23 protein-coding genes are annotated in these 26,959 nt (G+C 63.0%); 15 read left to right on the forward strand and 8 right to left on the reverse strand.

The genetic code is table 11. The annotated features are described in order from the left end of the window. Nucleotides 1–136: 136 nt before the first annotated feature. From DNK06_RS17535 to DNK06_RS17545, 3 genes are all read left to right on the forward strand, one after another. Entirely contained in the window at nt 137–1,777 is a 1,641-nt protein-coding gene (locus DNK06_RS17535) for a VRR-NUC domain-containing protein (RefSeq protein WP_131181287.1), read from the forward strand. Further along, nucleotides 1,774–4,143: an ATP-dependent DNA helicase gene (locus DNK06_RS17540; RefSeq protein ID WP_131181288.1), complete on the forward strand. Its 2,370-nt coding sequence runs from the start codon at nt 1,774–1,776 to the stop codon at nt 4,141–4,143. The genes DNK06_RS17535 and DNK06_RS17540 overlap by 4 nt, the downstream gene beginning before the upstream one ends. Before the next feature lie 153 nt (nt 4,144–4,296). Next, nucleotides 4,297–4,830, forward strand: coding sequence for a hypothetical protein (locus tag DNK06_RS17545; protein WP_131181289.1), 534 nt, complete (start codon nt 4,297–4,299; stop codon nt 4,828–4,830). Here DNK06_RS17545 and DNK06_RS17550 read toward each other — a convergent pair whose 3' ends face one another. Beyond that, the gene (locus DNK06_RS17550; protein ID WP_131181290.1) at nt 4,831–5,961 is read right to left on the reverse strand and encodes a M14 family metallopeptidase; all 1,131 of its coding nucleotides are present in this window, start codon (nt 5,959–5,961) and stop codon (nt 4,831–4,833) included. Nucleotides 5,962–6,086: 125 nt separating this feature from the next. Here DNK06_RS17550 and DNK06_RS17555 point away from each other — a divergent pair, with 125 nt between their 5' ends. Beyond that, entirely contained in the window at nt 6,087–6,500 is a 414-nt protein-coding gene (locus tag DNK06_RS17555; protein ID WP_131181356.1) for a hypothetical protein, read from the forward strand. Nucleotides 6,501–6,769: 269 nt separating this feature from the next. Here DNK06_RS17555 and ahpF read toward each other — a convergent pair whose 3' ends face one another. Then, on the reverse strand, nt 6,770–8,323 hold the full coding sequence (gene ahpF, locus DNK06_RS17560; protein WP_131181291.1) for an alkyl hydroperoxide reductase subunit F: 1,554 nt from the start codon (nt 8,321–8,323) through the stop codon (nt 6,770–6,772). A gap of 128 nt (nt 8,324–8,451) precedes the next feature. Then, nucleotides 8,452–9,015 (reverse strand): alkyl hydroperoxide reductase subunit C, encoded by a 564-nt coding sequence (gene ahpC, locus DNK06_RS17565; RefSeq protein ID WP_131181292.1) that lies wholly within the window; start codon nt 9,013–9,015, stop codon nt 8,452–8,454. A 365-nt stretch (nt 9,016–9,380) separates the two neighbouring features. Here ahpC and DNK06_RS17570 point away from each other — a divergent pair, with 365 nt between their 5' ends. Continuing rightward, the gene (locus DNK06_RS17570; protein ID WP_131181293.1) at nt 9,381–10,610 is read left to right on the forward strand and encodes an MFS transporter; all 1,230 of its coding nucleotides are present in this window, start codon (nt 9,381–9,383) and stop codon (nt 10,608–10,610) included. Here DNK06_RS17570 and DNK06_RS17575 read toward each other — a convergent pair. The 3 genes from DNK06_RS17575 to DNK06_RS17585 form a co-directional block, all read right to left on the reverse strand. Then, nucleotides 10,607–11,884: an FAD-dependent oxidoreductase gene (locus tag DNK06_RS17575; RefSeq protein WP_131181294.1), complete on the reverse strand. Its 1,278-nt coding sequence runs from the start codon at nt 11,882–11,884 to the stop codon at nt 10,607–10,609. The two genes, DNK06_RS17570 and DNK06_RS17575, sit on opposite strands and share 4 nt — an antisense overlap. A gap of 75 nt (nt 11,885–11,959) precedes the next feature. Beyond that, nucleotides 11,960–12,388, reverse strand: a complete 429-nt coding sequence (locus DNK06_RS17580; RefSeq protein ID WP_131181295.1) for a 3-isopropylmalate dehydratase — start codon at nt 12,386–12,388, stop codon at nt 11,960–11,962. Nucleotides 12,389–12,496: 108 nt separating this feature from the next. After that, nucleotides 12,497–13,297, reverse strand: a complete 801-nt coding sequence (locus tag DNK06_RS17585; RefSeq protein WP_131181296.1) for an AraC family transcriptional regulator — start codon at nt 13,295–13,297, stop codon at nt 12,497–12,499. A gap of 101 nt (nt 13,298–13,398) precedes the next feature. Here DNK06_RS17585 and DNK06_RS17590 point away from each other — a divergent pair, with 101 nt between their 5' ends. Continuing rightward, entirely contained in the window at nt 13,399–14,334 is a 936-nt protein-coding gene (locus tag DNK06_RS17590) for a DMT family transporter (RefSeq protein WP_131181297.1), read from the forward strand. 127 nt (nt 14,335–14,461) lie between these two features. Here DNK06_RS17590 and DNK06_RS17595 read toward each other — a convergent pair whose 3' ends face one another. Both DNK06_RS17595 and DNK06_RS17600 read right to left on the reverse strand, forming a co-directional pair. Next, a complete protein-coding gene (locus DNK06_RS17595; protein ID WP_131181298.1) occupies nt 14,462–14,902 on the reverse strand; it encodes an HIT family protein in 441 nt (146 codons plus the stop codon). A 70-nt stretch (nt 14,903–14,972) separates the two neighbouring features. Further along, the gene (locus tag DNK06_RS17600) at nt 14,973–16,256 is read right to left on the reverse strand and encodes an MFS transporter (protein ID WP_131181299.1); all 1,284 of its coding nucleotides are present in this window, start codon (nt 16,254–16,256) and stop codon (nt 14,973–14,975) included. A 244-nt stretch (nt 16,257–16,500) separates the two neighbouring features. Here DNK06_RS17600 and DNK06_RS17605 point away from each other — a divergent pair, with 244 nt between their 5' ends. The 9 genes from DNK06_RS17605 (at nt 16,501) to DNK06_RS17645 (ending at nt 26,949) form a co-directional block, all read left to right on the forward strand. Continuing rightward, on the forward strand, nt 16,501–17,298 hold the full coding sequence (locus tag DNK06_RS17605; protein WP_131181300.1) for an undecaprenyl-diphosphate phosphatase: 798 nt from the start codon (nt 16,501–16,503) through the stop codon (nt 17,296–17,298). 249 nt (nt 17,299–17,547) lie between these two features. Next, nucleotides 17,548–18,555, forward strand: coding sequence for an AraC family transcriptional regulator (locus DNK06_RS17610; RefSeq protein WP_131181301.1), 1,008 nt, complete (start codon nt 17,548–17,550; stop codon nt 18,553–18,555). Between the two features lie 129 nt (nt 18,556–18,684). Further along, nucleotides 18,685–19,713, forward strand: coding sequence for a histone deacetylase family protein (locus tag DNK06_RS17615; protein WP_131181302.1), 1,029 nt, complete (start codon nt 18,685–18,687; stop codon nt 19,711–19,713). A gap of 107 nt (nt 19,714–19,820) precedes the next feature. Next, entirely contained in the window at nt 19,821–20,855 is a 1,035-nt protein-coding gene (locus DNK06_RS17620) for a polyamine ABC transporter substrate-binding protein (RefSeq protein ID WP_423228066.1), read from the forward strand. 290 nt (nt 20,856–21,145) lie between these two features. Continuing rightward, on the forward strand, nt 21,146–22,051 hold the full coding sequence (locus DNK06_RS17625; RefSeq protein ID WP_131181304.1) for a metal ABC transporter substrate-binding protein: 906 nt from the start codon (nt 21,146–21,148) through the stop codon (nt 22,049–22,051). Further along, on the forward strand, nt 22,051–22,935 hold the full coding sequence (locus DNK06_RS17630) for a manganese/iron ABC transporter ATP-binding protein (RefSeq protein WP_131181305.1): 885 nt from the start codon (nt 22,051–22,053) through the stop codon (nt 22,933–22,935). The genes DNK06_RS17625 and DNK06_RS17630 overlap by 1 nt, the downstream gene beginning before the upstream one ends. Then, entirely contained in the window at nt 22,935–23,789 is an 855-nt protein-coding gene (locus DNK06_RS17635) for a metal ABC transporter permease (protein ID WP_165493660.1), read from the forward strand. The genes DNK06_RS17630 and DNK06_RS17635 overlap by 1 nt, the downstream gene beginning before the upstream one ends. Before the next feature lie 2 nt (nt 23,790–23,791). Next, nucleotides 23,792–24,622, forward strand: a complete 831-nt coding sequence (locus tag DNK06_RS17640; RefSeq protein ID WP_131181307.1) for a metal ABC transporter permease — start codon at nt 23,792–23,794, stop codon at nt 24,620–24,622. Between the two features lie 383 nt (nt 24,623–25,005). Then, entirely contained in the window at nt 25,006–26,949 is a 1,944-nt protein-coding gene (locus tag DNK06_RS17645) for a methyl-accepting chemotaxis protein (RefSeq protein ID WP_131181308.1), read from the forward strand. Nucleotides 26,950–26,959 lie beyond the last annotated feature (10 nt).

A 26,959-nucleotide genomic window follows, 5' to 3' on the forward strand; every position in this document is an offset into this window, starting at 1 on the left:
ACGGCGATGGAGGTGCAGTGTAGTCCGCTATCGTCGCCAAGCAACAGCGCGACGTACGGACCGTCCATCTCCTGCTCGTTGCCAGATGACGGGCGGCCTGATATCTGTATATAAAAACAGTACTCAGCATTATTTCATGTCATTTTCCAGCGATCCGCGCTTCTACTACCTGCATAACTTCCACAAGGCTCTGGCGTGGATTGGCGAGCGCCACGCCGATCTGCTGGGCACCCGTGAGCATGAGTTTCTGCAGACATTCAGTGCGCTCGAAGGCACGGTACAGGCCCTGCTGGTACGCATGATCATGCGCAAGGGCGTGCATTTTCGCGCCAGCAAGCTGAATTACGAAGAGATTGGCTGCTGTCGCCAGGCCGCGGTGACGCTGATCGCCAACGGCTGGGTACTCGACGATGCCAGCCTGCGCCTGGATGAACTGCTGGCGCTGCTGCGCAAGGACGAGATCATCGACTGCTTCGCCGAACGGCTCAGCGACCGGCGCGCCCGCAAAGGCGAACTCCTGGAGCAACTCACGCCGCACTTCGGTGACTCGAATGCATTCGCTACCTGGTGCCCGACGCTCGACGATACGCTCTACAGCCTGACCATCGACGACCTGAGCGAACGCCTGCGCCTGATGTTCTTCGGCAACCTGCACCAGGAGTGGTCGGAATTCGTGCTCGCCGACCTGGGTATCTTCCGTTACGAAAGCGTCGATTTCCCGCCTGACTCCCGGGCACTGCGTTGCCGCGAGGATGTCGACGACTACCTGCACCTGCAGCGCTGCCGCGAGGCGTTCGAAGCCGGAGATGCCACTGCCGAACTGCTCGAACGGATCGATACGCGTCGCTACGACAATCCCTATATCGCCGAGCGCCGCGCCAAGCTGCTGTTTCGTATCGGTCAGCATCTGGAACGCTGCCTGGAGTTCGAGCGGGCTCTACAGGTCTATGCCAGCAGCGGCTATGGCGCAGCGCGGCAACGACAGATCCGCGTTCTGGAGCGCACCACCCGGTACCAGGAAGCGTTCGAGCTGGCCAGCCAGGCCATCGCGACGCCGGGCAGCGATGGCGAACTGCAGTTGGCAGAACGGGCGCTGACGCGCCTGAGCCGGCAGCTGGGCCTGCCCACAGCGAAACGCACCAAGGCACCCACACCTGCACGCCTCGATCTGCAATTGCCGAAGCTGCCGTGGCTGGCGGTGGAGCAACGGGTGCAATTGCACCTGCACAGTACCGAGGCGCCGGTGCATTACGTCGAGAACACACTGATCTGCAGCCTGTTCGGCCTGCTCTGCTGGCCGGCGATCTTCGCTGCGGTGCCTGGCGCGTTCTTCCATCCATTCCAGCATGGCCCGGCAGACTTGCTGACTGCGGACTTCCACCCGCGTCGCCGGGCGCTGTTCGCGGCCTGCCTGGCGCAACTGGACGACGACAGCTATCGCCACAGCATCCGCCAGACCTACCACGACAAGTTCGGCATCCAGTCACCGTTCGTGCACTGGGGCGTGCTCAGCGAAGCGCTGCTGGAACAGGCGCTCGACTGCCTGCCGGCGGCACACCTGCTCGCCTGGTTTCGCCGTCTGCTCGGCGATATCCAGGCCAATCGCGCCGGCATGCCCGACCTGATCCAGTTCTGGCCTGAGGAAAAACGCTACCGCATGATCGAGGTAAAAGGCCCAGGCGACCGACTGCAGGACAACCAGCGCCGCTGGCTGGCGTTTTGCGCCGAACACGGCATGCCCGTGGACGTCTGCTACGTGCAGTGGAGCGAGGCGTGAGTTACCGCGTGGCGGTGCGCGCGCTCTGCGAGTTCACCGCCAAATGTGGCGACCTCGACCTGCGTTTCACGCCTTCGCCCACCGCCCAGGAAGGCATGGCCGGGCACGCCACGGTCGTCAGCCGCCGCGGCGAGCATTACGAGGCGGAAGTATCACTGGCGGGTGAGTTCCGCTCGCTGCAAGTACGCGGCCGTGCGGACGGCTTCGACCCGCACAGCAATCTGCTCGAAGAAATAAAGACCCATCGGGGCGACATCAGCCGCATTCCCGACAACCATCGACAACTGCACTGGGCCCAGGCGCGGGTTTATGGATGGCTGCTATGCCAGAGCCGCGACCTGGCAGAACTCGACCTGGCGGTGGTGTACTTCAACGTGCTGACCCAGAAGGAAAGCGTGTTTCGCGAAACCCGCACGGCTGCCGAACTGCAAGACTTCTTCGAGGCACTATGCAGCCGCTTCATCACCTGGGCGGAACAGGAGCAGGCGCACCGTCAGCTTCGTGACACAGCCCTGAGTGAACTGCGCTTTCCCCACGCCGAGTTTCGTCTAGGCCAGCGACAACTGGCCGAGGCCGTATACCGCGCCGCCCGCGACGGCCACTGCCTGATGGCGCAGGCCACTACCGGTATAGGCAAAACCCTCGGCACCCTGTTTCCGCAATTGAAGGCATTTCCCGAGCAAGGCCTGGATCGGCTGTTCTTCCTCACCGCCAAGACGCCGGGACGCCAGTTGGCCCTGCACGCCCTGCAAACGCTGCGTGGCGAAGGCCTGCCGCTGCGTGTGCTGGAGCACGTCGCCCGAGACAAGGCCTGCGAACACCCGGACAAAGCCTGCCATGGCGAATCCTGCCCACTGGCCCGCGGTTTCTACGACCGCCTGCCCGCCGCCCGCCAGGCCGCGGTCGAGTGCATCTGGCTGGATCAGGCCGCGGTACGTGAAATCGCCCGCCAGCACCACGTCTGCCCTTATTACCTGAGCCAGGAACTCACCCGCTGGGCTGACGTGGTGGTGTGTGACTACAACTATTACTTCGATCTCAGCGCCCTGCTCTACAGCCTGACGCTGATCAACGAGTGGCGGGTGACCCTGCTGGTGGACGAAGCCCACAACCTGATCGAACGCGCCCGGCGCATGTACAGCGCCGAACTCGACCAGGCGCGCTTCGAGGCCATGCGCAGCAATGCGCCCAAAGGCTTGAACAGCGTGTTGACACGCATCAGCCGACACTGGAAGCAACTGCACAAGGAACAACGCGAGGACTACCAGACCTATCCGCAACCGCCGGACTTGCTGCTCCTGTCCCTGCAGAAAGCGGTCAGCGCCATCACCGATCACCTGACCGATCAGCCCACCGGCAATGATGGCGAACTGCTGCAATTCTATCTCGACGCCATGGCGTTCTGCCGCCTGGCGGAAGCCTTCGGCCCGCACTCGCTGTTCGACATCAGTCGCCAGCCACCACTGCGTGGACGCAGCCATTCGACCCTGTGCCTGCGCAATATCGTACCCGCGCCCTTCCTCGCCCCGCGCTTCGAGAACAGCCACAGCACCACGCTGTTTTCCGCCACTCTGAGCCCGGCCGATTACTATGCCGACCTGCTCGGCCTGCCGGAGGCAACGCCCTGGCTGAACGTCGAATCGCCCTTCCAGGCCGCGCAGTTGCAGGTGCATGCCGTGAGCAATCTGTCGACCCGCTATCAGCACCGCGAGCGTTCGCTGCTGCCCATCGTTGCCCTGATGGCGCGGCAGTTCGCCGAGCGCCCAGGCAATTACCTGGCTTTCTTCAGCAGCTATGCCTACCTGCAACAGGTGCTGGAGCTGTTCGAGCATGAGCATCCCGGCATTGAACACTGGGTTCAGGCGCGCCAGATGGATGAAGGTGAGCGCCTGCAGTTCCTGGAGCGCTTCCAGCCCGACGGACGCGGCATTGGTTTCGCCGTGCTCGGCGGCGCCTTCGGCGAAGGCATCGACTTACCTGGCGATCGTCTGATCGGCGCGTTCATCGCCACCCTCGGCCTACCGCAGATCAATCCGGTCAACGAGCAGATCAAGCAGCGCATGAGTGAGATGTTCGGCAGCGGTTACGACTACACCTACCTGTTCCCTGGGCTGCAGAAGGTGGTACAGGCCGCTGGCAGGGTGATCCGTACGCCGCAGGACAGCGGCGTGGTGCACCTGATGGATGATCGCTTCACCCTGCCCGAAGTGCGTGCCCTGTTGCCAGGCTGGTGGCAGGTACAACGTAGCCGCGTGCCCTACGTGCAAGCATCGCGCCCTCCCCGCCAACCGCTACCCGCGACTGTCATGCCGATGCGTCCTGCGGCACCAACACCCCAGCAAGGCTTGTTCGATCCGCCTGCCTGATCAGGCGGCCAGCCCTTGCCATGGGGCGGCAAGGAGTTGCCTTCGTCGCCTGAACGAGACAATAAAATCCTTTTAAATCAATCCGCTGAAAACATAGAAAGGACTGGCACAGGCTTTGCTGCAGTGGAGACTCTCATGTCAAGGAGGCCCACCATGAGCATCATCGGTTCGCTTACCCACTACGGAATGCCCAGTCCCCTGCAGCGCACCCGCGCCGAAGCGCTGGATCTCAGACAAAGCAGCGAGGCTGCGCGGCTCGCCGAGCAAGAGAAGACACGGGACACGAGCAGCGTGTCGACAGGCTTCAAAAGCGAACAGGCGGACTACTCCAGTCAGCAGGCCCACGACGAAGCCTTCGCCAGGATGCTGGTCAATCTCAACAGCATTGGCAGTCAGCCCGTTCAGGATTCGCTGCAGGCGTCAGACAGCGCCCTCGACGGCAGTTCCGAGCAAAAGCCGGCCGCCGATAGCGCCCTTGCGCAGTTCATGGCCTACATGGAGATGACGCCCGCCGAGAAGATCCGCGACAAGATTCTCAAGGAAGTCGGCATGACCGAGGAAGAGCTCGAGAGTCTGCCACCTGAGCAGCGCGCTGCGGTCGAGAAGGAAATCGCCGAAAAGATGCAGACCCTGCAGCAATTGCAGGCCGCGCAGGATGAGCAAGGCAGCCTGCACGAGCATGCCTGATCAGCGCAGCCGGTCGACCATCTCCGCCACCACGCCGAGCATATCGCCGGCCAGCTTCATCGAGCGCTCGCCGCTCCAGCCGGTTTGCGGATTCGGAGCGTCGTCGTGATCCTTGAAGGGCATTTCCAGGGTGAACGACAGGCAATCGAACTCCAGCCCCACTGAATTGCAGGCCAGCGCCGTATTGGCCTGCCCCGGCGCGCTGCGCGGGTAGCCGAAGCGAGTCTGAAACTCGGCGCCGCGCTCGACCAGGCGGGTACGGAACTCATTTTCAAGTGCCTCCAGCCGTGCGGAGAATCCGGGATTGCCCTCGCACCCGGCGGTGAACACATGGGGAATCTCCTCATCGCCGTGGATGTCGAGAAACAGATCCACGCCCACCTCGCGCATCGCCTGCTGCACGAAGAACACTTCCGGGCTGCGCTCGATGCTGGCCGACTGCCAGGCGCGATTGAGATCCTGCCCCGCCGCATTGGTACGCAGGTGGCCGCGGAAGGCGCCGTCCGGATTCATGTTCGGCACCAGGTAGAGGTCGGCTTGTTGCAGCAGCGCATCCAGCTCGGCGTCGCCGCTATCCTGCAAGCGGCGGATCACGCCTTCCATGAACCATTCGGCCATATGCTCGCCCGGATGCTGCTGGGCGATGATCCACACCTTGCGGTTCGCCTGCGCGTGGCGATGCACACGCAGCAGCTCGATGTCTCGCCCCTCGATGCTGCGCCCACACCCATGCAGCTCGACACCCGGCAATGCCAGCGCCTGGGCGATCAACGCACTGTGTCGCTCGCGGCTGTAGGGCTCGAAGTAGGCGAACCAGACTTGCGCCTGCCGCGGCTCCAGGCCGAAATGCAGGGCGCCATCCTCGAAACGGCTCGGCACTCGAAACCAGTTGCGCTGATCGTACGAGGCAACGGCGTTGTAGCCCGTCCAGGCGTGGCTATAGGCCGACTGCCCGGCGTTGGTGATGCTGAAGTCGTGGCGCGCGCCAGGCGTCAGGCCCTCGACGTGGAAATGAAACCACTGGAAATGGTGGCTGTTGAGATCCTTGCGCATGGCCAGCAGTACCTTGTGCGGGTCGCTGGCATCCTGCACGAGGATATTGCCGCTATCGAAATCCGAGCTGATCTTCATGATTGTTCCCAACGCTGCTTCACGGTCGCACCAGCATCGCAGTTTCCACGCCAGGGGGAAATGCATGCGCAAGGTGATTGCAGGTCATCGTGGCGCAGCTCAAACTGCCGACCTCTACTCTGCTGATGCCCGGAGCCAACGTGTCCCTAGCCGATGATCAACAACGCCAGCGCGTGCTGGATGCCGCCGAGTCGCAGGACTGCACGGTCTACCGCCCGGATGAAGACGATGCCGACGCTGAAGAGCAGGATATGGGCGACGCCAGGGTGCTGTTCACCGGCGCCTTCGAGCCGCCCCAGGAATGGGACGCTGCCGAGCGCGACGACTATTTCGATGGCAGCGATCCGGCACTGTTCGTCACCGCGCTGATTGCCTGCGAAGCCAAGCCGGGCTCCAAGGCCTTCTTCAAGCCACAAGCCGGCGATTATCTGGCGATCATATCCAAAGATGGCAAGGTGGAGATGTACTTCGTCTGTGAACGTCTGGACGATGAACAGGGTTCAAGCTTCGTACTGATCCGCGATGAACAAACCGACTGAGTGATTCAACCCCGCGGCAGGGGAATGTCGCCCTGCCGAATCGCCCGCAAGGCTAGGCGCCCCCGCGGCTACACATGTAGCGTCTGCCATCGTTGTGCGGCTGCCACCCTGTAGGAGCCGGCTTGCCGGCGATGCGATAGTGGTTCTCCATCGTGATCGGCAGCGAAACCACCAATCGCCCGCAAGCGGGCTCCTACAAATGCAGCGCTTGGCAATTATGAAAAAGGCGGGCCACAAGGGCCCGCCTTTTGTACTTCTGGCTCAGCGCATCAGCTGCGGATCAGGTGATCGAAGGCACTCAGTGACGCTTTCGAGCCCTCGCCCATGGCGATGACGATCTGCTTGTACGGCACGGTAGTCACATCGCCAGCCGCGAAGATGCCGGGCAGCGAGGTTTCGCCACGGGCGTCGACGATGATTTCGCCGCGATCCGACAGTTCGACCGAGCCTTTCAGCCATTCGGAGTTCGGCAGCAGGCCGATCTGTACGAAGATGCCTTCCAGCTCTACCGGGACGAACTCGTCGGAGTTGCGATCCTTGTAGACCAGGCCGGTGACCTTCTGGCCATCGCCCTTCACTTCGCTGGTCAGGGCGCTGGTGATTACCTTGACGTTGGGCAGGCTGTAGAGTTTCTTCTGCAGTACTGCGTCAGCACGCAGCTTGCTGTCGAACTCCAGCAGGGTGACCTGGGCGACGATACCGGCCAGGTCGATGGCCGCTTCCACACCGGAGTTGCCGCCGCCGACTACCGCCACGCGCTTGCCCTTGAACAGCGGGCCGTCGCAGTGCGGGCAGTAAGCCACGCCCTTGTTGCGGTATTCCTTCTCGCCCGGCACGTTCATCTCTCTCCAGCGTGCGCCGGTGGACAGAATCACGGTCTTGGCCTTGAGGCTGGCGCCGCTCTCGAACTTCACTTCATGCAGGCCGCCTTCGCTGCTGGCCGGAACCAGGGCGCTGGCACGCTGCAGGTTCATGATGTCGACGTCGTACTGCCTGACGTGCTCTTCCAGGGCGCGGGCCAGTTTCGGGCCTTCGGTTTCCTGTACCGAGATGAAGTTCTCGATGGCCATGGTGTCCAGCACCTGACCACCGAAGCGCTCGGCCGCGACACCGGTGCGGATGCCTTTACGGGCGGCGTAGATGGCTGCCGCAGCACCTGCTGGGCCACCACCAATGACCAGCACATCGAAGGCGTCCTTGTCGTTCAGCTTGGCAGCATCGCGAGCAGCGGCACCGGTGTCGATCTTGGCGAGGATCTGCTCGGCGTCCATACGGCCCTGGCCGAACAGTTCGCCGTTCAGGTAGATGCTCGGCACCGACATGATCTGACGGGACTCGACTTCATCCTGGAACAGTGCGCCGTCGATGGCGACGTGACGGATGTTCGGGTTGAGCACGGCCATCAGGTTCAGCGCCTGCACCACGTCCGGGCAGTTCTGGCAGGACAGCGAGAAGTAGGTCTCGAAGTTGAATTCGCCTTCGAGGCTGCTGATCTGCTCGATCACTTCAGCAGCCAGCTTCGACGGGTGGCCACCCACTTGCAGCAGGGCCAGCACCAGCGAGGTGAACTCGTGGCCCATCGGCAAGCCGGCGAAACGCAGGCTGATGTTGCCGTTCGGGCGGTTCAGGGCGAACGACGGCACACGGGCGTCGGTGCCATTGGTCTTCAGGGTGATCTTGTCGGTCAGGCTGACGATGTCGTCGAGCAGGCCTTTGAGCTCCTGGGATTTGTCGCTGTCATCGAGGGACGCGACGATCTCGAACGGCTGGCTGACCTTTTCCAGGTAAGCCTTCAACTGGGTTTTAAGATTGGCGTCCAACATATATATGTCCTCAATGACGAAATTCGGGCAATAAAACGCCCGGACGGGTTACGCCCGGGCGTCGAAGCAGTGGAGATGGGTTACACCCCCGCTGCTGACCTTCAGGAAGCGAGGCTTCCGGGTCGGATTTAGATCTTGCCGACCAGATCCAGGGAAGGAGCCAGGGTCTTCTCACCTTCTTTCCACTTGGCCGGGCAGACTTCGCCCGGGTGAGCGGCGGTGTACTGGGCAGCTTTCAGCTTGCGCAGGGTCTCGGAAACGTCGCGAGCGATCTCGTTGGAGTGGATCTCGACGGTCTTGATCACACCTTCCGGGTTGATCAGGAAGGTGCCGCGCAGGGCCAGGCCTTCTTCAGCGATGTGTACGCCGAAAGCGTTGGTCAGTTGGTGAGTCGGGTCGCCGACCAGCGGGAACTGGGCCTTGCCGACTGCCGGGGAAGTCTCGTGCCATACCTTGTGCGAGAAGTGGGTATCGGTGGTGACGATGTACACCTCGGTACCGGCCTTCTGGAAGGCTTCGTAGTTGTTGGCGGCGTCTTCGATTTCGGTCGGGCAGTTGAAGGTAAAGGCAGCCGGCATGAAGATCAGTACCGACCACTTGCCCTTCAGGCTTTCTTCGGTGACTTCGATGAACTCGCCGTTGTGGAATGCGTTGGCTTTGAAAGGCTGAACTTGAGTGTTAATCAAAGACATCAGTGAACTCCTTGGGAGGGTTGAAAAATTTACAGAAGGGATAGTAGCCCGATATGGATCAAAGAGCCCATTGATTGAAACCATCAATCCAATAAGCTGAGTCAATCGACCCATATAAAAAGCCTTTTAAAACAATAATCTGAAATTTTCGCGCCCCGCAACCCGCTGAGAGGGTATTTATCGCCCGCAGCAGCGGTGAATCGACTCCAGACAACCCGCTCTTTCGGACACACCCAGTCTTGCTTGGTTCGCACCGTACGAATCAGGCGTAACTGAGCGAAGCCGCGACATAAAGCGGTTCTCTCAGCCCGACATTGCGTGAATAATGCTCCGCCGGATTCACCGCACGTTATCGAGGTAGACACATGAGTGGCCCAGCCCACGACACCCCGCGTCTGAGCGCCGGGGCGATCCTGCTGATCGAACTGGCTCTGGCGCTTGGCGGTTTCGCCATCGGCACCAGTGAATTTTCGATCATGGGGTTGATGCCCAACGTGGCTCAGGATCTGGGCGTCAGCGAGCCGCAGGTCGGCCATGTGATCAGCAGCTACGCCCTTGGCGTGGTGGTGGGAGCGCCCATTCTGGCCCTGCTCGGCTCACGCCTGCTGCGCAAGAACCTGCTGCTGTTGCTGATGGGCGTCTTCGCCGTTGGCAACCTCGCCAGCGCCCTGGCGCCCGATTACTCCTCGCTGCTGGTGTTCCGCTTCTTCGCCGGGCTGCCGCATGGGGCCTACTTCGGTGTCGCCATGCTGGTCGCCGCCTCCATGGCGCCGCCCCACAAGCGCGCCAAGGCGGTAAGCCGCGTGCTGATGGGGCTGAGCGTGGCCATTCTGATCGGCAACCCGCTGGCCACCTGGCTGGGCCAGAGTATCAGCTGGCGTTATGCATTCGCTCTGGTCAGCGTGATCGCCCTGCTGACCGTGGCGATGGTCGCCATCTTCCTGCCGATTGATCGTAATGAAGTTCGCAGCAGCCCGATCAACGAGCTGCGCGCCTTCAACCGCGCCCCCATCTGGCTGGCACTCGGTATCGGCTCCATCGGTTTCGCGGGGATGTTCTGCGTGTTCAGCTACATGGCGCCGACCCTGCTGGAAGTTACCCAGGTCAGTCCGGGCATGATTCCGGTCACCATGGCCGTATTCGGCGTCGGCTGCATTCTCGGCAATATGGTGGGCGGCTGGCTGTTCGACCGCCTGCAATTCAAGTCGGTCGCCTGGATTCTGCTGTGGAGCGCACTGGTGCTGCTGGCACTGCCCGCCGCCACGCATTCGATCTGGACGATGCTGCCAGCGATCCTCGCCCTGGGTACCATCGCCGCCCTGTCGCCTGCCCTGCAGACACACCTGATGGATGTGGCCGCCGGCGCCCAGACCCTGGCGGCAGCCTCCAACCACGCCGCATTCAATATCGCCAACGCCCTGGGCCCGTGGCTCGGCGGCCTGGCGATCAGCGCCGGATTCGGCTGGACATCGACGGGGTATATCGGCGCGGCAACCGCAGTTATCGGCCTGCTGATCTTCTTCTGGGCCTGGAAGATCCAGCCAACGGTAAACATAAACACCGCGTCACCCGCCCATCGCGAAACCCGTCACTAAGATTCGTCATCGCGCCGCCAGGCATGCAGCGAGGAATCGCTGCTTCGCCCGAACAGCCAGCCGGTACGCCCGCCAACCAGGGTAGTGACGGCATGGCTGCGGCCCATGGGCAGATGCCGGGCGAGGAACAGTGCGCTGTCACGCAGCACAGCCAGGGCGGTACTGTCGGACTGGAACAGCGGCGTCAGCAGGCGACTGGCCTGGCGGTAGTAACGCAGGTGCTGGTGGCGAGTAGCGGCGTAGCCGGCGAACACCGCCGACCAGTCAGGTGGTGCATCGCTGGCCAGAGTCGGTTTCAGCGCCGTGGCCAGGGCTGCCGCATCCACCAGGGCCATATTCGCGCCCTGCCCCAGTTGCGGGCTCATGGCATGGGCGCAATCGCCAATGGCCAATACCCGGCCATCATGCCAGCTCTGCATGCGCACATCGGCATAAGTGGCCAGGGCCAGTTGTTCGGGGGCTTCGATAGGCGCCAGGAAAGCTTCGACCTGAGGCCCGGCAAGTCGCTCGACACTGGCCTTCCAGGTGGGTAATCCGGCATCGCGCCAGGCCGGATAAGCCGCTGTCGGCAGGCTCCAGAACAGGCTGCTCAACAAGAATTGTCGTGCCTGATGAGTGCGCCCGGTCGGCATGATGCCGAACATCTGCGAGCACCCGCGGTACCATTGGCGCAGATCGGTGGAGTCAGCTGCTTCGGGGGTGGGCACGATGCTCCACAGCGCTCCCCAGGGGTAGGGTTTGATCCATTGGCGTACCTGCATCTGCCCGCGCAATTGCGAACGAGTGCCATCGGCCAGGATCAGCGCTGCGTAATCGCCGTACGGCTGTTCGCCGCCCTGAGCATCTTCGCCGATCAGGGCAACGCCTTGTGGCGATTGCTGGAAACGCCGAATGGAAACACCGGTACGGATCGTCACGCCCGCCCCTCTGGCGGCCTCGAGCAAGGCCGTCATCAGCACGCCACGGTGGATACCCAAACCATGGCTACCGGGTTGCCAGTGTTGATAACGGGTATCGAGAATTACCCGCTCGGCACAGGCCGAGGTGCCGAACAGGCGAGCGACGGGGGCGCCCAACCCGGTGCACTCATCGAGCAGTTCGAGCTCGCGCAGCACCGCCAGGCCGGAGGGCTGCAACAAGATACCGGCACCCACCGGCTGTAGCTGCGGCACACGCTCGAGCACCTCGACCGACCAACCCTGGCGCGCCAGCAAGGTGGCAGTCGCCAACCCGGCAGTACCCGCCCCAACGATTGCAATGGGTGAATCCTTCACTCGGCTGTCCCTTACCTGACAAATCAAGCCCCGGATTCTACCTATTCAGACCTCGGACGGACTGACGAACAGTGCTTATTTGGGCTGGACAGGCCTGATATCGAAACCACCTCGATTCTGGCTGACGATACGCAGATCCGTGCTGCCACCGGCCTCGACCTTTACCGCCACCTCACGATTCAGGCGCCCCTTGCCACACAGGGTGTCGTCCTGGGTATCGGCGGTGATACCGAGAATGCGGTTACCGGCGGGCACCTGAAAGCGTGCCTCCTCGCCCACCGCGATGCGCGCCGCGATCTTGCGATCGACCAGCACGGCAACGTAGCAGCCGCCGCCCATCAAGCCCAGATCACGGTTGACCACCACCTCACCGCCACCACTGACCGGTGCCTGATAGGCCAGCAGACGCTCGGCAGGTACAGCCGTGACCTTATCGGGATCGGCCTGATACGAAGAGCAGCCGGCCAAAGCCAGCAAGGGCAACACGGCGAAGATCGAACGCATGGGTTCCCTCCATGGGAATCACAGTGAAGTGTCGGGTATGACCAGCACAATGCCATGACAGTGCCATAAATCCTGGCGACGCTCACCGGGATATTTGCTGCCGGCCTGCTACTGCTGCCGCGGCAGGTTGCCCTTGCGGTATTCATCGGGCGACACCCCCATCAGGCGGCGGAACATGCCGATGAACGCCGACGCGCTGCTGTAGCCCAGATCCAGGGCGATGGCCTCCACCGTACGCCCGCGCTCCAGTTGCGCCAGCGCTGCCACGACCCTGAGGCGCTGACGCCATTGCGCGAAGGACATGCCCAGGTCGCGCTGGCATCGGCGCATCAGGGTGCGCTCGGTGGTATTGGACAGGCTGGCCAGTTGCGCCAGCGAACGGGGGTCGGCGGGGTTAGCGGTCAGCTGTCGCAGCACCGGCTCCAGCAGCGGGTCGCTGGAGCTGGGCAGGTAGCTGCCGACCTTGGGCGCCCGCGCCAGCTTGTCGAGCAGCAGTTGCAACTGTCGCTCGTTCTCGGCCTGGCGCGTGGCATCGGGCGGCGACTCGCGCAGGTCGTCGAGCAAGGCACGCACCAGCGGGCTCAGACTCAGAGCACAGGGCTCAGCAGGCAATTCGACGCAGTGCTCGGGGGCGACGTATACGGAGCAATGGCAGGCCTCCTGCCGATTGAAACCGATGTGTTCAAGATCCGGTGGCAACCAGATGCCGTATTGTGGCGGCGCCAGGTAGTGACGCCCGGCGACCTCGATTTCCATGACGCCACTGAAGGCATAGACGAACTCTCCCCAGGCGTGGCGATGGCGCGGGTAGGTGGCGTGTGCCGGCACACTGGCCGTGCGAAAGAACAGCGGCGTCGGTAGCGCATCGTTGAACGGAGGGATCTGCAGCAGAGGAGAGTCGGTCTTCATCGCTTACTGGCGGATAACCGCTATGCACTGTCGGTTTCGAACTATATCAGTAGAAATCGCCAGCACCATAATGGTGACCCATTCCACTGCCAGGCTTCCCCATGGACACGCGCAAGAACATCGACGGACTGGCCGGTGCAATGATGGTCATCCTGTGCATGATCTGGGGCATGCAGCAGGTGGTGCTCAAGGCGGCAGCCGATGACGTTTCACCGACGCTGATGCTCGCCCTGCGCTCGGGCGTTGCCGCCGTACTGGTGGCGCTGCTGATGTTGTGGCGGCGCGACGGCCTGTCACTGCGCGAAGGCAACTGGCGCCCAGGCCTGATGGTCGGTTTTCTGTTCGCCCTGGAGTTCATGCTGGTCGGCGAAGGCCTGCGCCATACCAGCGCTTCGCATATGGTGATCTTCCTCTACACAGCGCCGATCTTCGCCGCGCTCGGGTTGCATTGGCGACTGCCTGCCGAGCGCCTGAAACCCTTGCAGTGGCTAGGTATCACCGTGGCCTTTGTCGGCATCGTGGTGTCCTTCGCCGGGCGCGCACCCGACCTCGAGACGCGAGACACCAGCCAGCAGATGTTCGGCGACATCCTCGGCCTGCTCGGCGCCATGGCCTGGGGCGCCACTACGGTGGTGGTGCGCTGCTCGCGGCTGTCCACCGCGCCGGTCACGCAAACGCTGCTGTACCAGTTGCTTGGCGGTTTTCTGCTGCTGATGCTGGTCTGCACCCTGACCGATCAACTGCACTTCAACCCCACGCCGGTGGCGCTGGGTGGTCTGGCATTCCAGGCACTGTTGGTATCCTTTGCGAGCTTCCTGGCCTGGTTCTGGCTGCTGCGCAACTACCTGGCCTCGCGGCTCGGCGTGCTGTCGTTCATGACGCCCATGTTCGGCATCGTCTTCGGCGTGTGGCTGCTCGACGAACCACTGGAAGCCAACTTCATCGCCGGCGCCCTGCTGGTGCTCAGCGGTATCCTGATGGTCAGCGGCTACGAATGGTTGAGCCAGTGGCTGAAACGACGGCGGCTGAAGCCGTGAAGTGGCCGCTTTTTTAGGATGGCGTCGAGCGCAATGGTGGACAAGAAGAGCGTTGTCCACCCTACAGTCTTACAGAGCATTGGCGGGCCGGGCGGCGATCCGCTGTAGTGCATCGCCGCCCATACCATCAAGCGCTCTGGAAACGTTTCACCAGTCTGGCCTGTAGCTTCTCCAGCTCGGCAGGATCGGCCTTGCCGCTGGCGTGCTGCTGCAAACCCTGTTCGGTAAAGCGCGGAATCACGTGCACATGGATGTGATACACCGTCTGCCCTGCCGGTGCGCCGTTGAACTGGGCGATCTGCACGCCGTCGGGCTTGAGCTCGTCAGCCAGCACGCGGGCGACCTTCTGTACGGCCAGGGTCAGCTTGACCAGGTTATCGGCGTCGACTTCCAGGATATTGCGGGCTTCGGCGCGTTTGGGGATCACCAGCGTGTGCCCGAAAGACTGCGGGAACAGGTCGAGGAACACCAACACGTCTTCGTCTTCATACAGCTTGTAGCAGGGCATCTCGCCACGAATGATCTTGGCGAAGATGTTCTGCGAATCGTAATCGCCGTAAAGGCTCATGGGCTTCTCCGTAGCATTTTGATCGTGTGCGCACCATACCGGCTCAGCCGGGTGGAACGGAATAGTCGTCTCATCGACCCGTGCGCAGCAAGCTCAACCCGACGGCGATTCCCACCCCGCACAGCGCAATCAGGTAGTAAGCCGGGGCCAGCGGGCTCCACTTCACCAGCAGCGAGACGGTTACCGGCGTCAGGCCGCCGAACACCGCGTAAGACATGTTGTAGGAGAACGACAGCCCGCTGAAGCGCACCCGCGGTGGAAAGGAATTGACCATCACGAAAGGTACCGCGCCGATGGTGCCGACGAACAGGCCGACCAGCGCGTACAGCGGGAACAGCCAATGCGGGTTGGCGTGCAGGCCGCTGTAGAACAGCCAGACGACGACCGCCAGCGCGCTACAGCCAACCACCAATACGCGGCCGGCACCGACGCGGTCGCACAGCGCGCCGCTGACGATGCAACCGATGCTCAGCATGACGATGGCCAGGCTGTTGGCCTGGAGCGCCGTGACGGCATCGAATCCATAGAAGGTCTGCAGGAAAGTCGGCGTCATCAGGATCGCCACCACGATACCGGCCGACAGCAGCCAGGTCAGCAACATCGACACCACTACGCCGCGGCGATGATCACGCACCACGGTTTTCAGCGGCAGCTCCTCGGACAATGCCTTGCGTTGCTGCAGCTCGGTGAACACCGGCGTTTCGTGCAGCCACTGGCGCAGGTACACCGCGAACAGGCCGAACACGCCGCCGAGCAGGAACGGCAGACGCCAGGCCCAGTCGAGCACTTCCTGCTCGGTGTAGACGCTGTTGATCAGCGTGGCCATCAGCGAGCCAAGCAGAATGCCGACGGTCAGGCCGCAGGTCAGCGTGCCGCAGGCGTAACCGATGTAGCGCGCCGGTACGTGCTCGGAGACGAACACCCAGGCGCCCGGCACTTCACCACCGATCGCGGCGCCCTGGATCATGCGCATCAGCAGCAACAGCAGCGGCGCAAGAATGCCAATCTGCGCGTAGGTCGGCAGCAGGCCCATGATCAGCGTCGGCACCGCCATCATCAGGATGCTCAGGGTGAACATCCGCTTGCGCCCGATCAGGTCGCCGAAATGCGCCATGACGATGCCGCCCAGCGGACGCGCCAGATAGCCCGCGGCGAAGATGCCGAAGGTCTGCAGCATGCGCAGCCAGTCGGGCATGTCCGGCGGGAAGAACAGCTTGCCGACTATGGTGGCGAAGAACACGTAGATGATGAAATCGTAGAACTCCAGCGCGCCGCCCAGGGCAGACAGGGACAGAGTCTTGTAATCGCTACGGGTCAAGGGCCGGCCAGAGGCCGACGATACTGCGGATTGCATGCGGAGGAATCTCGAGAGTCTGCAGAAGGCATCGACCGAGGGCACCCGGCCATGGGGCGCACACGATAGCAAATCCCAGGGCCAGCGACAGCGTCACACGCCGCCCAGGGAACTGGTCTGGAGACGACTGGCATGTCTAGAATGCAGGCAATTTTCAAGGAATTGACCTGCGGCGCGGAGAGAAACAGCTCTCGCCGGGTCATACCCGCAGTCCGCGCTCGCTCACTCCCTCATAAGGAAACCCATGGACTGGCTCCATCTGCTCATCCTGTCGCTCATCCAGGGCGTCACCGAATTCCTCCCTGTGTCCTCCTCCGCTCACCTGATCCTGCCCTCGCAATTGCTGGGCTGGGAAGATCAGGGCCAGGCCTTCGACGTCGCCGTACACGTGGGCACGCTGATGGCGGTGATCCTCGCCTTTCGCCAACAGATCGTTGCCATCGTGCAGGGCTGGCTGGGCCATGTGCTGCACAGCCGGGTCACCCCGGAAAGCCGCATGGGCTGGATGATCATCCTGGCGACCGTTCCAGCAGCGCTGGCCGGTTTGCTCTTCGAATCGGTGATCGAGCAGTACACCCGCTCGATGCTGGTGATCGGCACCACCACCATCGTCTTCGGCCTGGTGCTGTGGTGGGCCGATGCCAAAGGCAGCCGTGATGCCGACATGAGCCGCATGACCTGGCGTCAGGCGCTGCTGATCGGCTTGGCGCAGATGCTCGCACTGATTCCCGGCACCTCGCGCTCGGGCATCACCATGACCGCCGCACTGATGCTGGGCTTCGACCGCCAGAGCGCCGCGCGCTTTTCCTTCCTGCTGTCGATTCCGCTGATTCTCGCCGCCGGCGGGCTCAAGGCCGCTCACCTGGTGCAGGAAGGCAATGGCGCGCATTGGGGCGATATCGCCTGGGGCACCGGCCTGTCGTTCGTCTCGGCGTTCCTGTGCATCAAACTGTTCCTGGCCGCCCTGGATCGCATCGGCATGCTGCCGTTCGTGATCTATCGCCTGATACTCGGGGCATTCCTGCTTTTCGTGGCGCTTTGACGATCCTTCAACGGCGAAGCGACTTGCCGAAAACTGTCTTGGCATAATCCAGGCCGAGCGCAGCAACACCCGGGAGACGGACGTTTGATCCCCACCTGACGCTTGCGAAGCCGAGGGCACGTTACCTTCTCCCACATCCGCCAAGCGTGGTATCGCCCGACACTCCCGGACTCAAGGGGCGAGCCTTGCCGACGCACAAGGCACGCTTATTGCCTCACTCTCAGGTCTGTCCCGAGAAGGCGTGCCCCCATGCTGCACTCCCACCTGACCACCTTGCATGCCGTCGTCCTGGCTCTCGATACCCTCTGCCAGAACGGCGACTGTGCTGCAGATGACTTGCTGAACGGCAGTGGCATCGACACCGCAGACCTGCAACGCCCCGAGATGCGCATCAGCATCGCCCAGGAGCGCCAGGTGTTCCGCAACGCCACCGGCAAGCGCCAGGATCTCGGTCTGTTGCTCGGCCGGCGCATGCATGTGTCGTCCTATGGCTTGCTGGGGTTCAGTCTGCTCTCGGCCTCGACCCTGGGCGATGCGCTGGAAGTAGCCTTCAGCTTTCCCGCACTGCTCGGCACCCTTTTCGATCTGCGCCTGCGGCGCGACGGTATGCATGCCTGGATCGAGGCCAGCCATTACCGCGATACGCCCGAGCTGGCGACCTTCAACACCGAGTTCTGCCTGGCCTCGCTGAAGCTGATCTGCGACGACCTGCTCGGTCGCACCCTGCCGCTCGAAGCGGCCCGCTTCACCCATCGCGCGCCGCGCTACCAACGCCAGTACACGCGGGACTTCGCCTGCCCGGTGCGTTTCAATGCCGCCGATAACGCCATCGTTTTCGACAGCCAGTGGCTGGATCGACGCTTGCCGCTGGCTGACCCGGTGACTCACCGCGACACCCTGGAGCGCTGCCGCCAACTGAACCGCGAATTCATTTCCCACCTGGCGCTGATTTCCCGCGTACGCCAGTTGCTCGCCAGCCAGTTGCCAATGGCGCCGGGCCTGGACGGGTTGGCCCGCCAGCTACGCTGCTCGTCGCGCACCCTGCGCCGGCAGTTGCAGGAAGTCGGCACCAGCTACCAGACCCTGCTCGATGAGCTGCGCTTCGAACAGGCGCGACGCTTGTTGGGGCAGGAGCGGCTGCCCATCGCCCGTATCGCCGAGGAGCTCGGCTACAGCGAAACCGCCAGTTTCCGCCACGCCTTCCAGCGCTGGAGCGGTACCTCGCCAAGCCGCTATCGGCGCCCTGCCGGCGTCTAGAACCTGCACCGATACGGATCGGCCACGCGCCATTTCGTGGCCACATCTATCCCCTTTTGGCCATTGCGCTCATTTCACCGATGCCAGACTCCGGCCAAGAATGCAGGTGCCCAAGTCGGAGAGTCAGCCATGCGTACGATCTACAGCGATGACCATCACCTGCATCACGGTCGCTGCGAAATCATCGACGGGGAGCTCAAGCCCTGTTTCGAAATGCCCTCGCGGGCCGACCATGTGCTGGCCCGGGTGCGCCAGCAGAAACTCGGTGACGTCATCGAGCCGAGCGACTTCGGTCGAGCACCGATCGAACGCATCCACGACCGCGGCTACCTGGATTTTTTCCAAGGCGCCTGGGCACGCTGGGCGGCCATGGGCCGCGACGGCGACCTGATGCCCTTCACCTGGCCCGCCCGTACCCTGCGCAGCGTGGTGCCGGACAACCTGCATGGCCAGCTGGGTTATTACAGTTTCGACGGCGGCGCACCGATCACCGCCGGCACCTGGCAAGCCGCCTGGAGTGCCGCTCAGGTCGCCCTTACCGGGCAGAAGCTGATCAGTGATGGTGCCAACAGTGCCTTCGCCCTGTGCCGTCCGCCCGGTCACCATGCCGCCGCGGATCTGATGGGCGGCTACTGCTACCTGAACAATGCCGCTATCGCCGCCCAGGCCTTTCTGGATCAGGGTTGCAAGCGGGTCGCCATCCTCGACGTGGACTATCACCACGGCAACGGCACCCAGTCGATCTTCTACGACCGCAGCGACGTGCTGTTCGTCTCCATCCACGGCCACCCGGCCTTCGAATTCCCGTTCTTCCTCGGCTACCGCGACGAGCTTGGCGAAGGTGCCGGCGAAGGCTTCAACCTCAACCTGCCGCTGGCTTCCGGCAGTGCCTGGGAGCAATGGAGCGCAGCACTGGAAAGCGCCTGCGCGCGTATCGACGATTACGCGGCGGACGTGATCGTGGTGTCCCTGGGCGTGGACACCTTCAAGGAAGACCCGATTTCCCAGTTCAAACTCGACAGCCCCGACTACCTGCGCATGGGCGAACGCATCGCCCGCCTCGGCAAACCCACCCTGTTCGTGATGGAAGGGGGCTATGCCGTCGAGGAAATCGGCGTCAACGCGGTGAACGTACTGGAAGGTTTCGAGGGCGCCTGAGCCTACTGCCGACAACTACGCATGCAACGGAGCACATAACGATGAAAAACCTCCACAGTCTGTTCGGCACCGCCCTCTGCGGGGCGGCCCTGCTATTCGGCAGTGCCATGGTCGAAGCGCGGGAACTGCGGGTCTACAACTGGGCCGACTACATCCTGCCGCAGACCCTCAAGGACTTTCAGCAGAAAAGCGGTATCAAGCTGATCTGGGACACCTTCGAAACCAACGAGGCGCTGGAAGCCAAGCTGCTCACCGGCAACTCGGGTTACGATCTGGTGGTGCCGTCCAACATGTTCCTCGACACGCAGATCAAGGCCGGCGTGTTCCAGAAGCTCGACAAGAGCAAGCTGCCCAACTGGAAGCACCTCGACCCGGCACTGCTCAAACTGCTGGAGACCAATGACCCCGGCAACCAGTACGGCGTGCCCTACATGTATGGCACCGTGCTGATCGGCTTCAACCCGGACAAGGTCAAGGCGGCACTGGGGGCCGACGCGCCCGTGGACAGCTGGGATCTGGTGTTCAAGCCCGAGAACATGGAAAAGCTCAAGCGCTGCGGCGTCGCCATGCTCGATGCGCCCAACGAGATCCTGCCCCTGGCCCTGCACTACCTGGGCCTGCCGCCCAACAGCACCAATCCGGCGGACTACGACAAGGCCACCGAACTGATGATGAGCATCCGCCCGTACGTCACCTACTTCCACTCGGCCAAGTACATGACCGATATCGCCAACGGCGACATCTGCGTGGCCATCGGCTATTCGGGCAGCTTCTATCAGTTCGCCAACCGCGCCAAGGAAGCCGGCAATGGCGTGGTGGTCGAATGGCGCCTACCGAAAGAAGGCGCACCGATCTGGTTCGACACCTTCGCCATTCCGGTCAGCGCCAAGAACGTCGAGGAAGCCCATGAGTTCCTCGACAACCTGCTCGACCCCAAGGTGATCGCACCGATCAGCGACTTTCTCGGCTACCCGAATCCGAACAAGGACTCCATGCTGCTGGTCGACAAGGCGATCAGCGAAAACGCGGATCTGACCCCAACCGCCGAAGCGCAGAAAACCCTCTACGGCGTCGAGCCCCTGCCGCAGAAAGTCGAACGGGTACGCACCCGCGCCTGGACGAAGATCAAGAGCGGCAGCTGACCTCCCTCAAAACCCCGCGCAAGTCGCGGGGTTTTACATTCCCACCTCACCCCCTCGCAGCAAATGACCCACTTGGCGGAACCTGCCGACCACCCGACCGCTCACATGCATACGCCCCAACAGCTATGCTGAACGCATCCGCCTCGCACAGCATCAGACGGAAAGCATCGAAAACAAATCTCTAATGCCAATAGTTTTCATTAACGGCATTTTGTCGCTAGAGTGGCAGCCCTGTCCGGGGGGAACGACCATCCCGGTGATTTGATCGGTCAAACCATACGAGGATGAAGATGCTCAATCGGATCCGCTCGCGCACCTGCGCTCCCCTGCTCGCCGCCCTTCTCCTGATCCTGCTGCCGCAACTGGCCACCGCCGAAGGCAAGTTCAAGGTCGTCACCACCTTCACCGTTCTCGCCGACATGGCCCGCCAGGTGGCCGGCGATGCAGCGGTGGTCGAATCGATCACCAAGCCCGGCGCGGAGATCCACAATTACCAGCCGACGCCAGGCGACATCCTCAAGGCCCGCGACGCCCAGTTGATCCTGCGCAACGGCATGAGCCTGGAACTGTGGTTCGAGCGTTTCCTGCAGCGCCTGCAAGGCGTGCCCGCGGTGACCCTCAGCGAGGGCATCGAACCGATCGGCATCGCCGAAGGCCCGTACAGCGGCAAACCCAACCCGCATGCCTGGATGTCGCCGGACTCGGCGATGATCTACATCGACAACATCCGCGATGCCCTGGTCGAGCACGATGCCGCCAATGCCGAGACCTACAAGGCCAACGCCGAGACCTACAAGGCGCGCATCCAGGCCACGATAACGCCGATTCGCGAGCGCCTGCAGACGATTCCGGAAAACCGTCGCTGGCTGGTTTCCAGCGAAGGCGCATTCAGCTACCTGGCGCGGGACTTCGGCCTCAAGGAGCTGTACCTGTGGCCGATCAACGCGGATCAGCAGGGCACGCCGCAGCAGGTTCGCAAGGTGATCGATGCGGTCAGGGCCAACCAGATTCCCGCGGTATTCAGTGAAAGCACCATTTCCGCCTCGCCGGCCCAGCAGGTGGCTCGTGAAACCGGCGCCAAATACGGCGGCGTGCTGTATGTCGATTCCCTCAGCGAGCCGGACGGCCCGGTACCGACCTACCTCGACCTGCTGCGCGTCACCTCGCAGACCATTGCTGACGGGCTGGCCGAGTGATGCAAGACAGTCTGCAGAATCAGGACAGCCTCGACGGCATCCGCGTCGAACGCATCAGCGTCACTTACCGCAATGGTCATACCGCCCTGCGTGATGCCAGCTTCAGCAGCCCCGGCGGCAGCATCACCGCCCTGGTGGGCGTCAACGGCAGCGGCAAGTCGACGCTGTTCAAGGCCATCATGGGTTTCGTGCGCCTGGCGCAGGGCAGCATCAGCGTACTCGGCATGCCGGTGCACGACGCCCTCAAACGCAACCTGATCGCCTACGTGCCGCAAAGCGAAGACGTCGACTGGAATTTTCCGGTGCTGGTCGAAGACGTGGTGATGATGGGCCGCTATGGCCACATGGGCATGCTGCGGCGGCCGCGCGCCGCCGATCGTGAGGCCGTGGACGCTGCCCTGGCACGGGTCGGCATGAGCGAGCTACGCAAGCGGCAGATCGGCGAGCTGTCCGGCGGCCAGAAAAAGCGCGTGTTCCTCGCTCGCGCTCTGGCCCAGGATTCGCGGGTGATCCTCCTCGACGAACCCTTCACCGGGGTCGACGTGAAAACCGAGGACGCCATCGTGCGGCTGCTCGGCGAACTGCGCGACGAAGGCCGGGTGATGCTGGTCTCCACCCACAACCTGGGCAGCGTGCCGGAGTTCTGCGACCGTACCGTGCTGCTGGCGAGCACCGTGCTCGCCTACGGCCCGACCCAATCGGTGTTCACCCGGGAAAACCTGGAGCGCACCTTTGGCGGCGTGCTGCGCCACTTCGAACTGCCCGGTGAAGGGCACGATCGCAAATCGCCATTGATCGGCATCATCACCGACGACGAACGCCCGCTGGTGCTCTACGACGGCAAGTCGACCATCCGCGGTCGCGTCGACGAAAAGGATCAATAGTGCACATCCTGCTCGAACCCTTTTCCTACGGCTACATGGTCAATGCCATGTGGGTCTCGACCCTGGTCGGTATGGTCTGCGCGCTGTTGTCGGTGTATTTGATGCTCAAGGGCTGGTCGCTGATCGGCGACGCCCTGGCTCATTCCATCGTGCCCGGCGTCGCCGGGGCCTACATGCTCGGTCTGCCCTTCGCCCTCGGCGCCTTCGGCGCCGGTACTCTGGCGGCGGGTGCCATGCTGTTCCTCAATCAGCGCAGCAAGCTCAAGGAAGACGTGATCATCGGCCTGATCTTCTCGTCGTTCTTCGGCCTCGGGCTGTTCATGGTGTCGCTGTCACCGACCTCGGTGAACATCCAGACCATCGTGCTCGGCAACATACTCGCCATCACACCCGGTGACACGCTGCAGTTACTGCTCATCGCCGGCATCACCATGGCCGTGCTGGCAGTGCGCTGGAAAGATCTGATGGTGGTGTTCTTCGACGAAAACCACGCCCGCTCCATCGGCCTCAGCCCGACGCGCCTCAAGGCGATCTTCTTCATCCTGCTGTCGGCCTGCACGGTGGCGGCGATGCAGACCGTCGGTGCCTTTCTGGTCATCGCCATAGTCGTCACTCCAGGCGCCACCGCCTACCTGCTCAGCGACCGGTTCGAGCGGCTGCTGCTGATCGCGGCCTGCATTGGTGGCCTGAGCAGTTTCATCGGTGCTTACGCCAGCTACTTTCTCGATGGCGCTACCGGGGCGATCATCATCGTGCTGCAGACCGGCGTGTTCCTGCTGGCCTTCTGTTTCGCACCCAAGCATGGCCTGCTCGCCGCCCGCCGCCGCGCCGCCCAGGCGCGACTGGAGATGTGACCATGGAGATGCTGCTGCAGCCGCTGCAAATCGACTTCATGCAATACGCCCTGCTGATCGCCGTGCTGGTGGCCATTCCCGCCGCGCTGCTGTCGTGCTTTCTGGTGCTCAAGGGCTGGGCGCTGATGGGTGACGCCACCGCCCACGCGGTGTTTCCCGGCGTGGTCATCGCCTATATCGTCGGCCTGCCCTACTCGCTCGGCGCCTTCGTGGCCGGCATGTTGTGCGCCATCGCCACGGGCTATCTCAAGGAAAACAGCCGGATCAAGCAGGACACCCTGATGGGCGTGGTGTTCTCCGGCATGTTCGGCCTCGGCCTGCTGCTGTACACGCAGATTCACAGCGACGTGCATCTGGATCACATCCTGTTTGGCGACATGCTCGGCATCGGCTGGGCGGATCTGCTGGAAAGCGGGCTGATCGCCCTGGCGGTCACCGCCTTCATCGGCCTGAAGTGGCGCGACCTGCTGCTGCATGCCTTCGACCCGGTGCAGGCACGCACCGTCGGCCTGCCGGTGCGCCTGCTGCACTATGGCTTGCTGGCGGTGATGTCGCTGACCATCGTCGGCGCGCTCAAGGCCATCGGCATCGTGCTCACCGTGGCGCTGCTGATCGCCCCCGGCGCCATCGCCTTCCTGCTCACCCGCACCATGGGCGCCATGCTGTTCACCGCCGTAGGCATCGCTGTCGGCGCCGCACTCGGCGGCGTGTACCTGAGCTTTTTCATCGACAGCGCACCTGGCCCGACCATCGTGCTACTGCTCAGCGCACTGTTCGTGGTGGTGTTCATCCATGCCGGCAGACGCGAGCGCAGGAGCACCGCGCAATCGTAGTAATTCCCTATGGTTCTTCACTTGCAGGCATGGGATGTCATGCCCAAGCAGTCCCTGACGCGGCTGTCAGCCTTTTCCAACACTCACGCTGATCAGGCGTCTGTCATACCTGCACACAATGAGGCGGCCCTCAGCTTATCGCTTGATTACTTACCCTAAAGCCACCAGTTCAGCGAACAAGCCCTGATATTCCTGCAACCTGTCGCTTTCTACATGGCACCGAACCTGCCAGCTCCTGAAGAAGCGGTCGGCATAGCAAATACCCTTCAAGTTTATCTGCCCTCCGCCGATTCGATATTTACAGGCCGGCACAGGCCCTGAAGGTTTTTCTTCTACTGCCTCCCGCTGCAAAAACAACTTCTCTCGCTCGAGCAGGAACAGCCGTGAACATCAAACAGAAACTCACCTGGGCCTTCGCGGCCATCGCCTGTGTGCCCGTCGTGCTGGTCGCCGTCGTGGTGGTGGTCAATCTGCGTGCCCAGGCGCAGGACAACTTCCTCGACAGCAGCAGCCGGGAGATCCGCCAGATCGAGAACGCCATGAATCAGTTCTTCGACGCCATCGCGCAGAACGTCGAGTACCTGGCCAAGAGCCCCCTGGTGGTCGAGGCCGATGCCCTGAAGAACTACAGCGGCGTCGATGCCGCACAGACCCCGCTGCCGCCAGCCAACCAGGCGCTGCTGCAGATGTTCACCCAGTTCGCCGCCAGCCATCCGACCACCGCCTATCTCTCGGTCGGCCAGCCGGACGGCGGTTACGCGATCTGGCCGGACGATCCGGGCCTGAGCAACTACGACCCGCGCGTACGCCCCTGGTACCAGGCGGCCATGGCCGCGCCAGGCAGGACGGTGCGCACCTCGGCCTACTACTGGGCGCCGGATGACGTCGTGCTGATGGGCACCGTGCGCACCATCGCCAATGCCCAGGGCCAGCCGGCCGGCGTGCTCGGCCTGGACGTGTCGCTCAAGCAGCTCACCGACCTGGTCAAACAGATCAAGCTCGGCGAGAGCGGCTATCTGATGCTGCTGGAAAACAACGGCAACGTACTCGTCGACCCGCGCGATGCCTCGCACAACTTCAAGCTGCTCAGTGAACTGGGCGGCGGCTACGCCGAGCTGGCCAAGGTCGAACAAGGCCTGGTCGAAGTGGAGCTGGAGGGCGTGCCGTACATGGCCAACGTCTGGTCATCGCAGACCCTCGGCTGGCGTTTCGTTGGTCTGATCGAACGCAGCGAAGTGATGGCCAAGGCCACCAGCCTGACCTGGCAGATCGCGATCATCGCCGCCGTGCTGGCTGTGCTGTTCGCCATCGTCGGTGCCAGTTTCGCCGGCCTTATCGTGCGGCCGATCCGCAGCGTGGCCGGCGGCCTGGAAGGCATCGCCCAGGGCGAAGGTGACCTGACCCGTAACCTGGATGTACGCGGCAACGACGAAACCGCCCTGCTGGCACGCTGGTTCAACCAGTTCCTCGGCGCCATCCGCACCCTGGTGCAACGCATCGGCAGCGCCTCGGCGGATCTGCAGACCGCCTCCGACGCCAGTACCCGCGTCGCCCGCGACATGAACGACGCCGCCGGCCGTCAGCGCGAAGCCGTGGAGCTGGTTTCCACCGCCTTCAACGAGATGGTCGCCACCGCCAACGAAGTGGCCCGCTCCTGCAGCCAGGCAGCCTCCTCGGCCGACTCCGGCCAGCGTCAGGTGCATGACGGTCAGTTGCAGATCGACGAAGCCACCGGCAGCGTCTCGCGCCTGAGCGAAAACTTGCAGAAGTCGGCCCAGGCCATGCAGGTGCTGGAGCAGGACAGCAAGAACATCAACGCCATCCTCGACACCATCCGCTCCATCGCCGAGCAGACCAACCTGCTGGCCCTCAACGCCGCCATCGAGGCCGCACGTGCAGGTGAACAGGGTCGTGGTTTCGCCGTGGTCGCCGACGAAGTGCGCGCCCTGGCCAAGCGCACTGCCGACTCCACCGGTGAGATCGACAGCCTGCTCGGCGGGCTGGCCAAGCGCACCCAGGACGTGACCAAGCAGATGCAGAGCAGCCTGAGCATGTCGCAGCAGAGCGTCGAGCGTATTCAGCAGGCCCGCGACAGCTTCGAGCAGATCCGTACCTCGGTGGACGAGATCCGCGATCAGAACAGCCAGATCGCCACCGCAGCCGAAGAGCAGCACCAGGTCGCCGAGGACATCAACCGGCACATCGCGCAGATCCACACCGATGCGCAACTGGTCGAAGAACTGGCGCACTCGGCGCGCAGTGACTCACAACGTCTGGAGTCGCTGTCCGGTGAGTTGAATGGCCTGGTAGGGCGTTTCAGAACCTGATCGGATCGCA

It is taken from the genome of Phytopseudomonas daroniae (genome assembly GCF_004327285.1).
Taxonomy (GTDB): Bacteria; Pseudomonadota; Gammaproteobacteria; order Pseudomonadales; family Pseudomonadaceae; genus Aquipseudomonas; species Aquipseudomonas daroniae.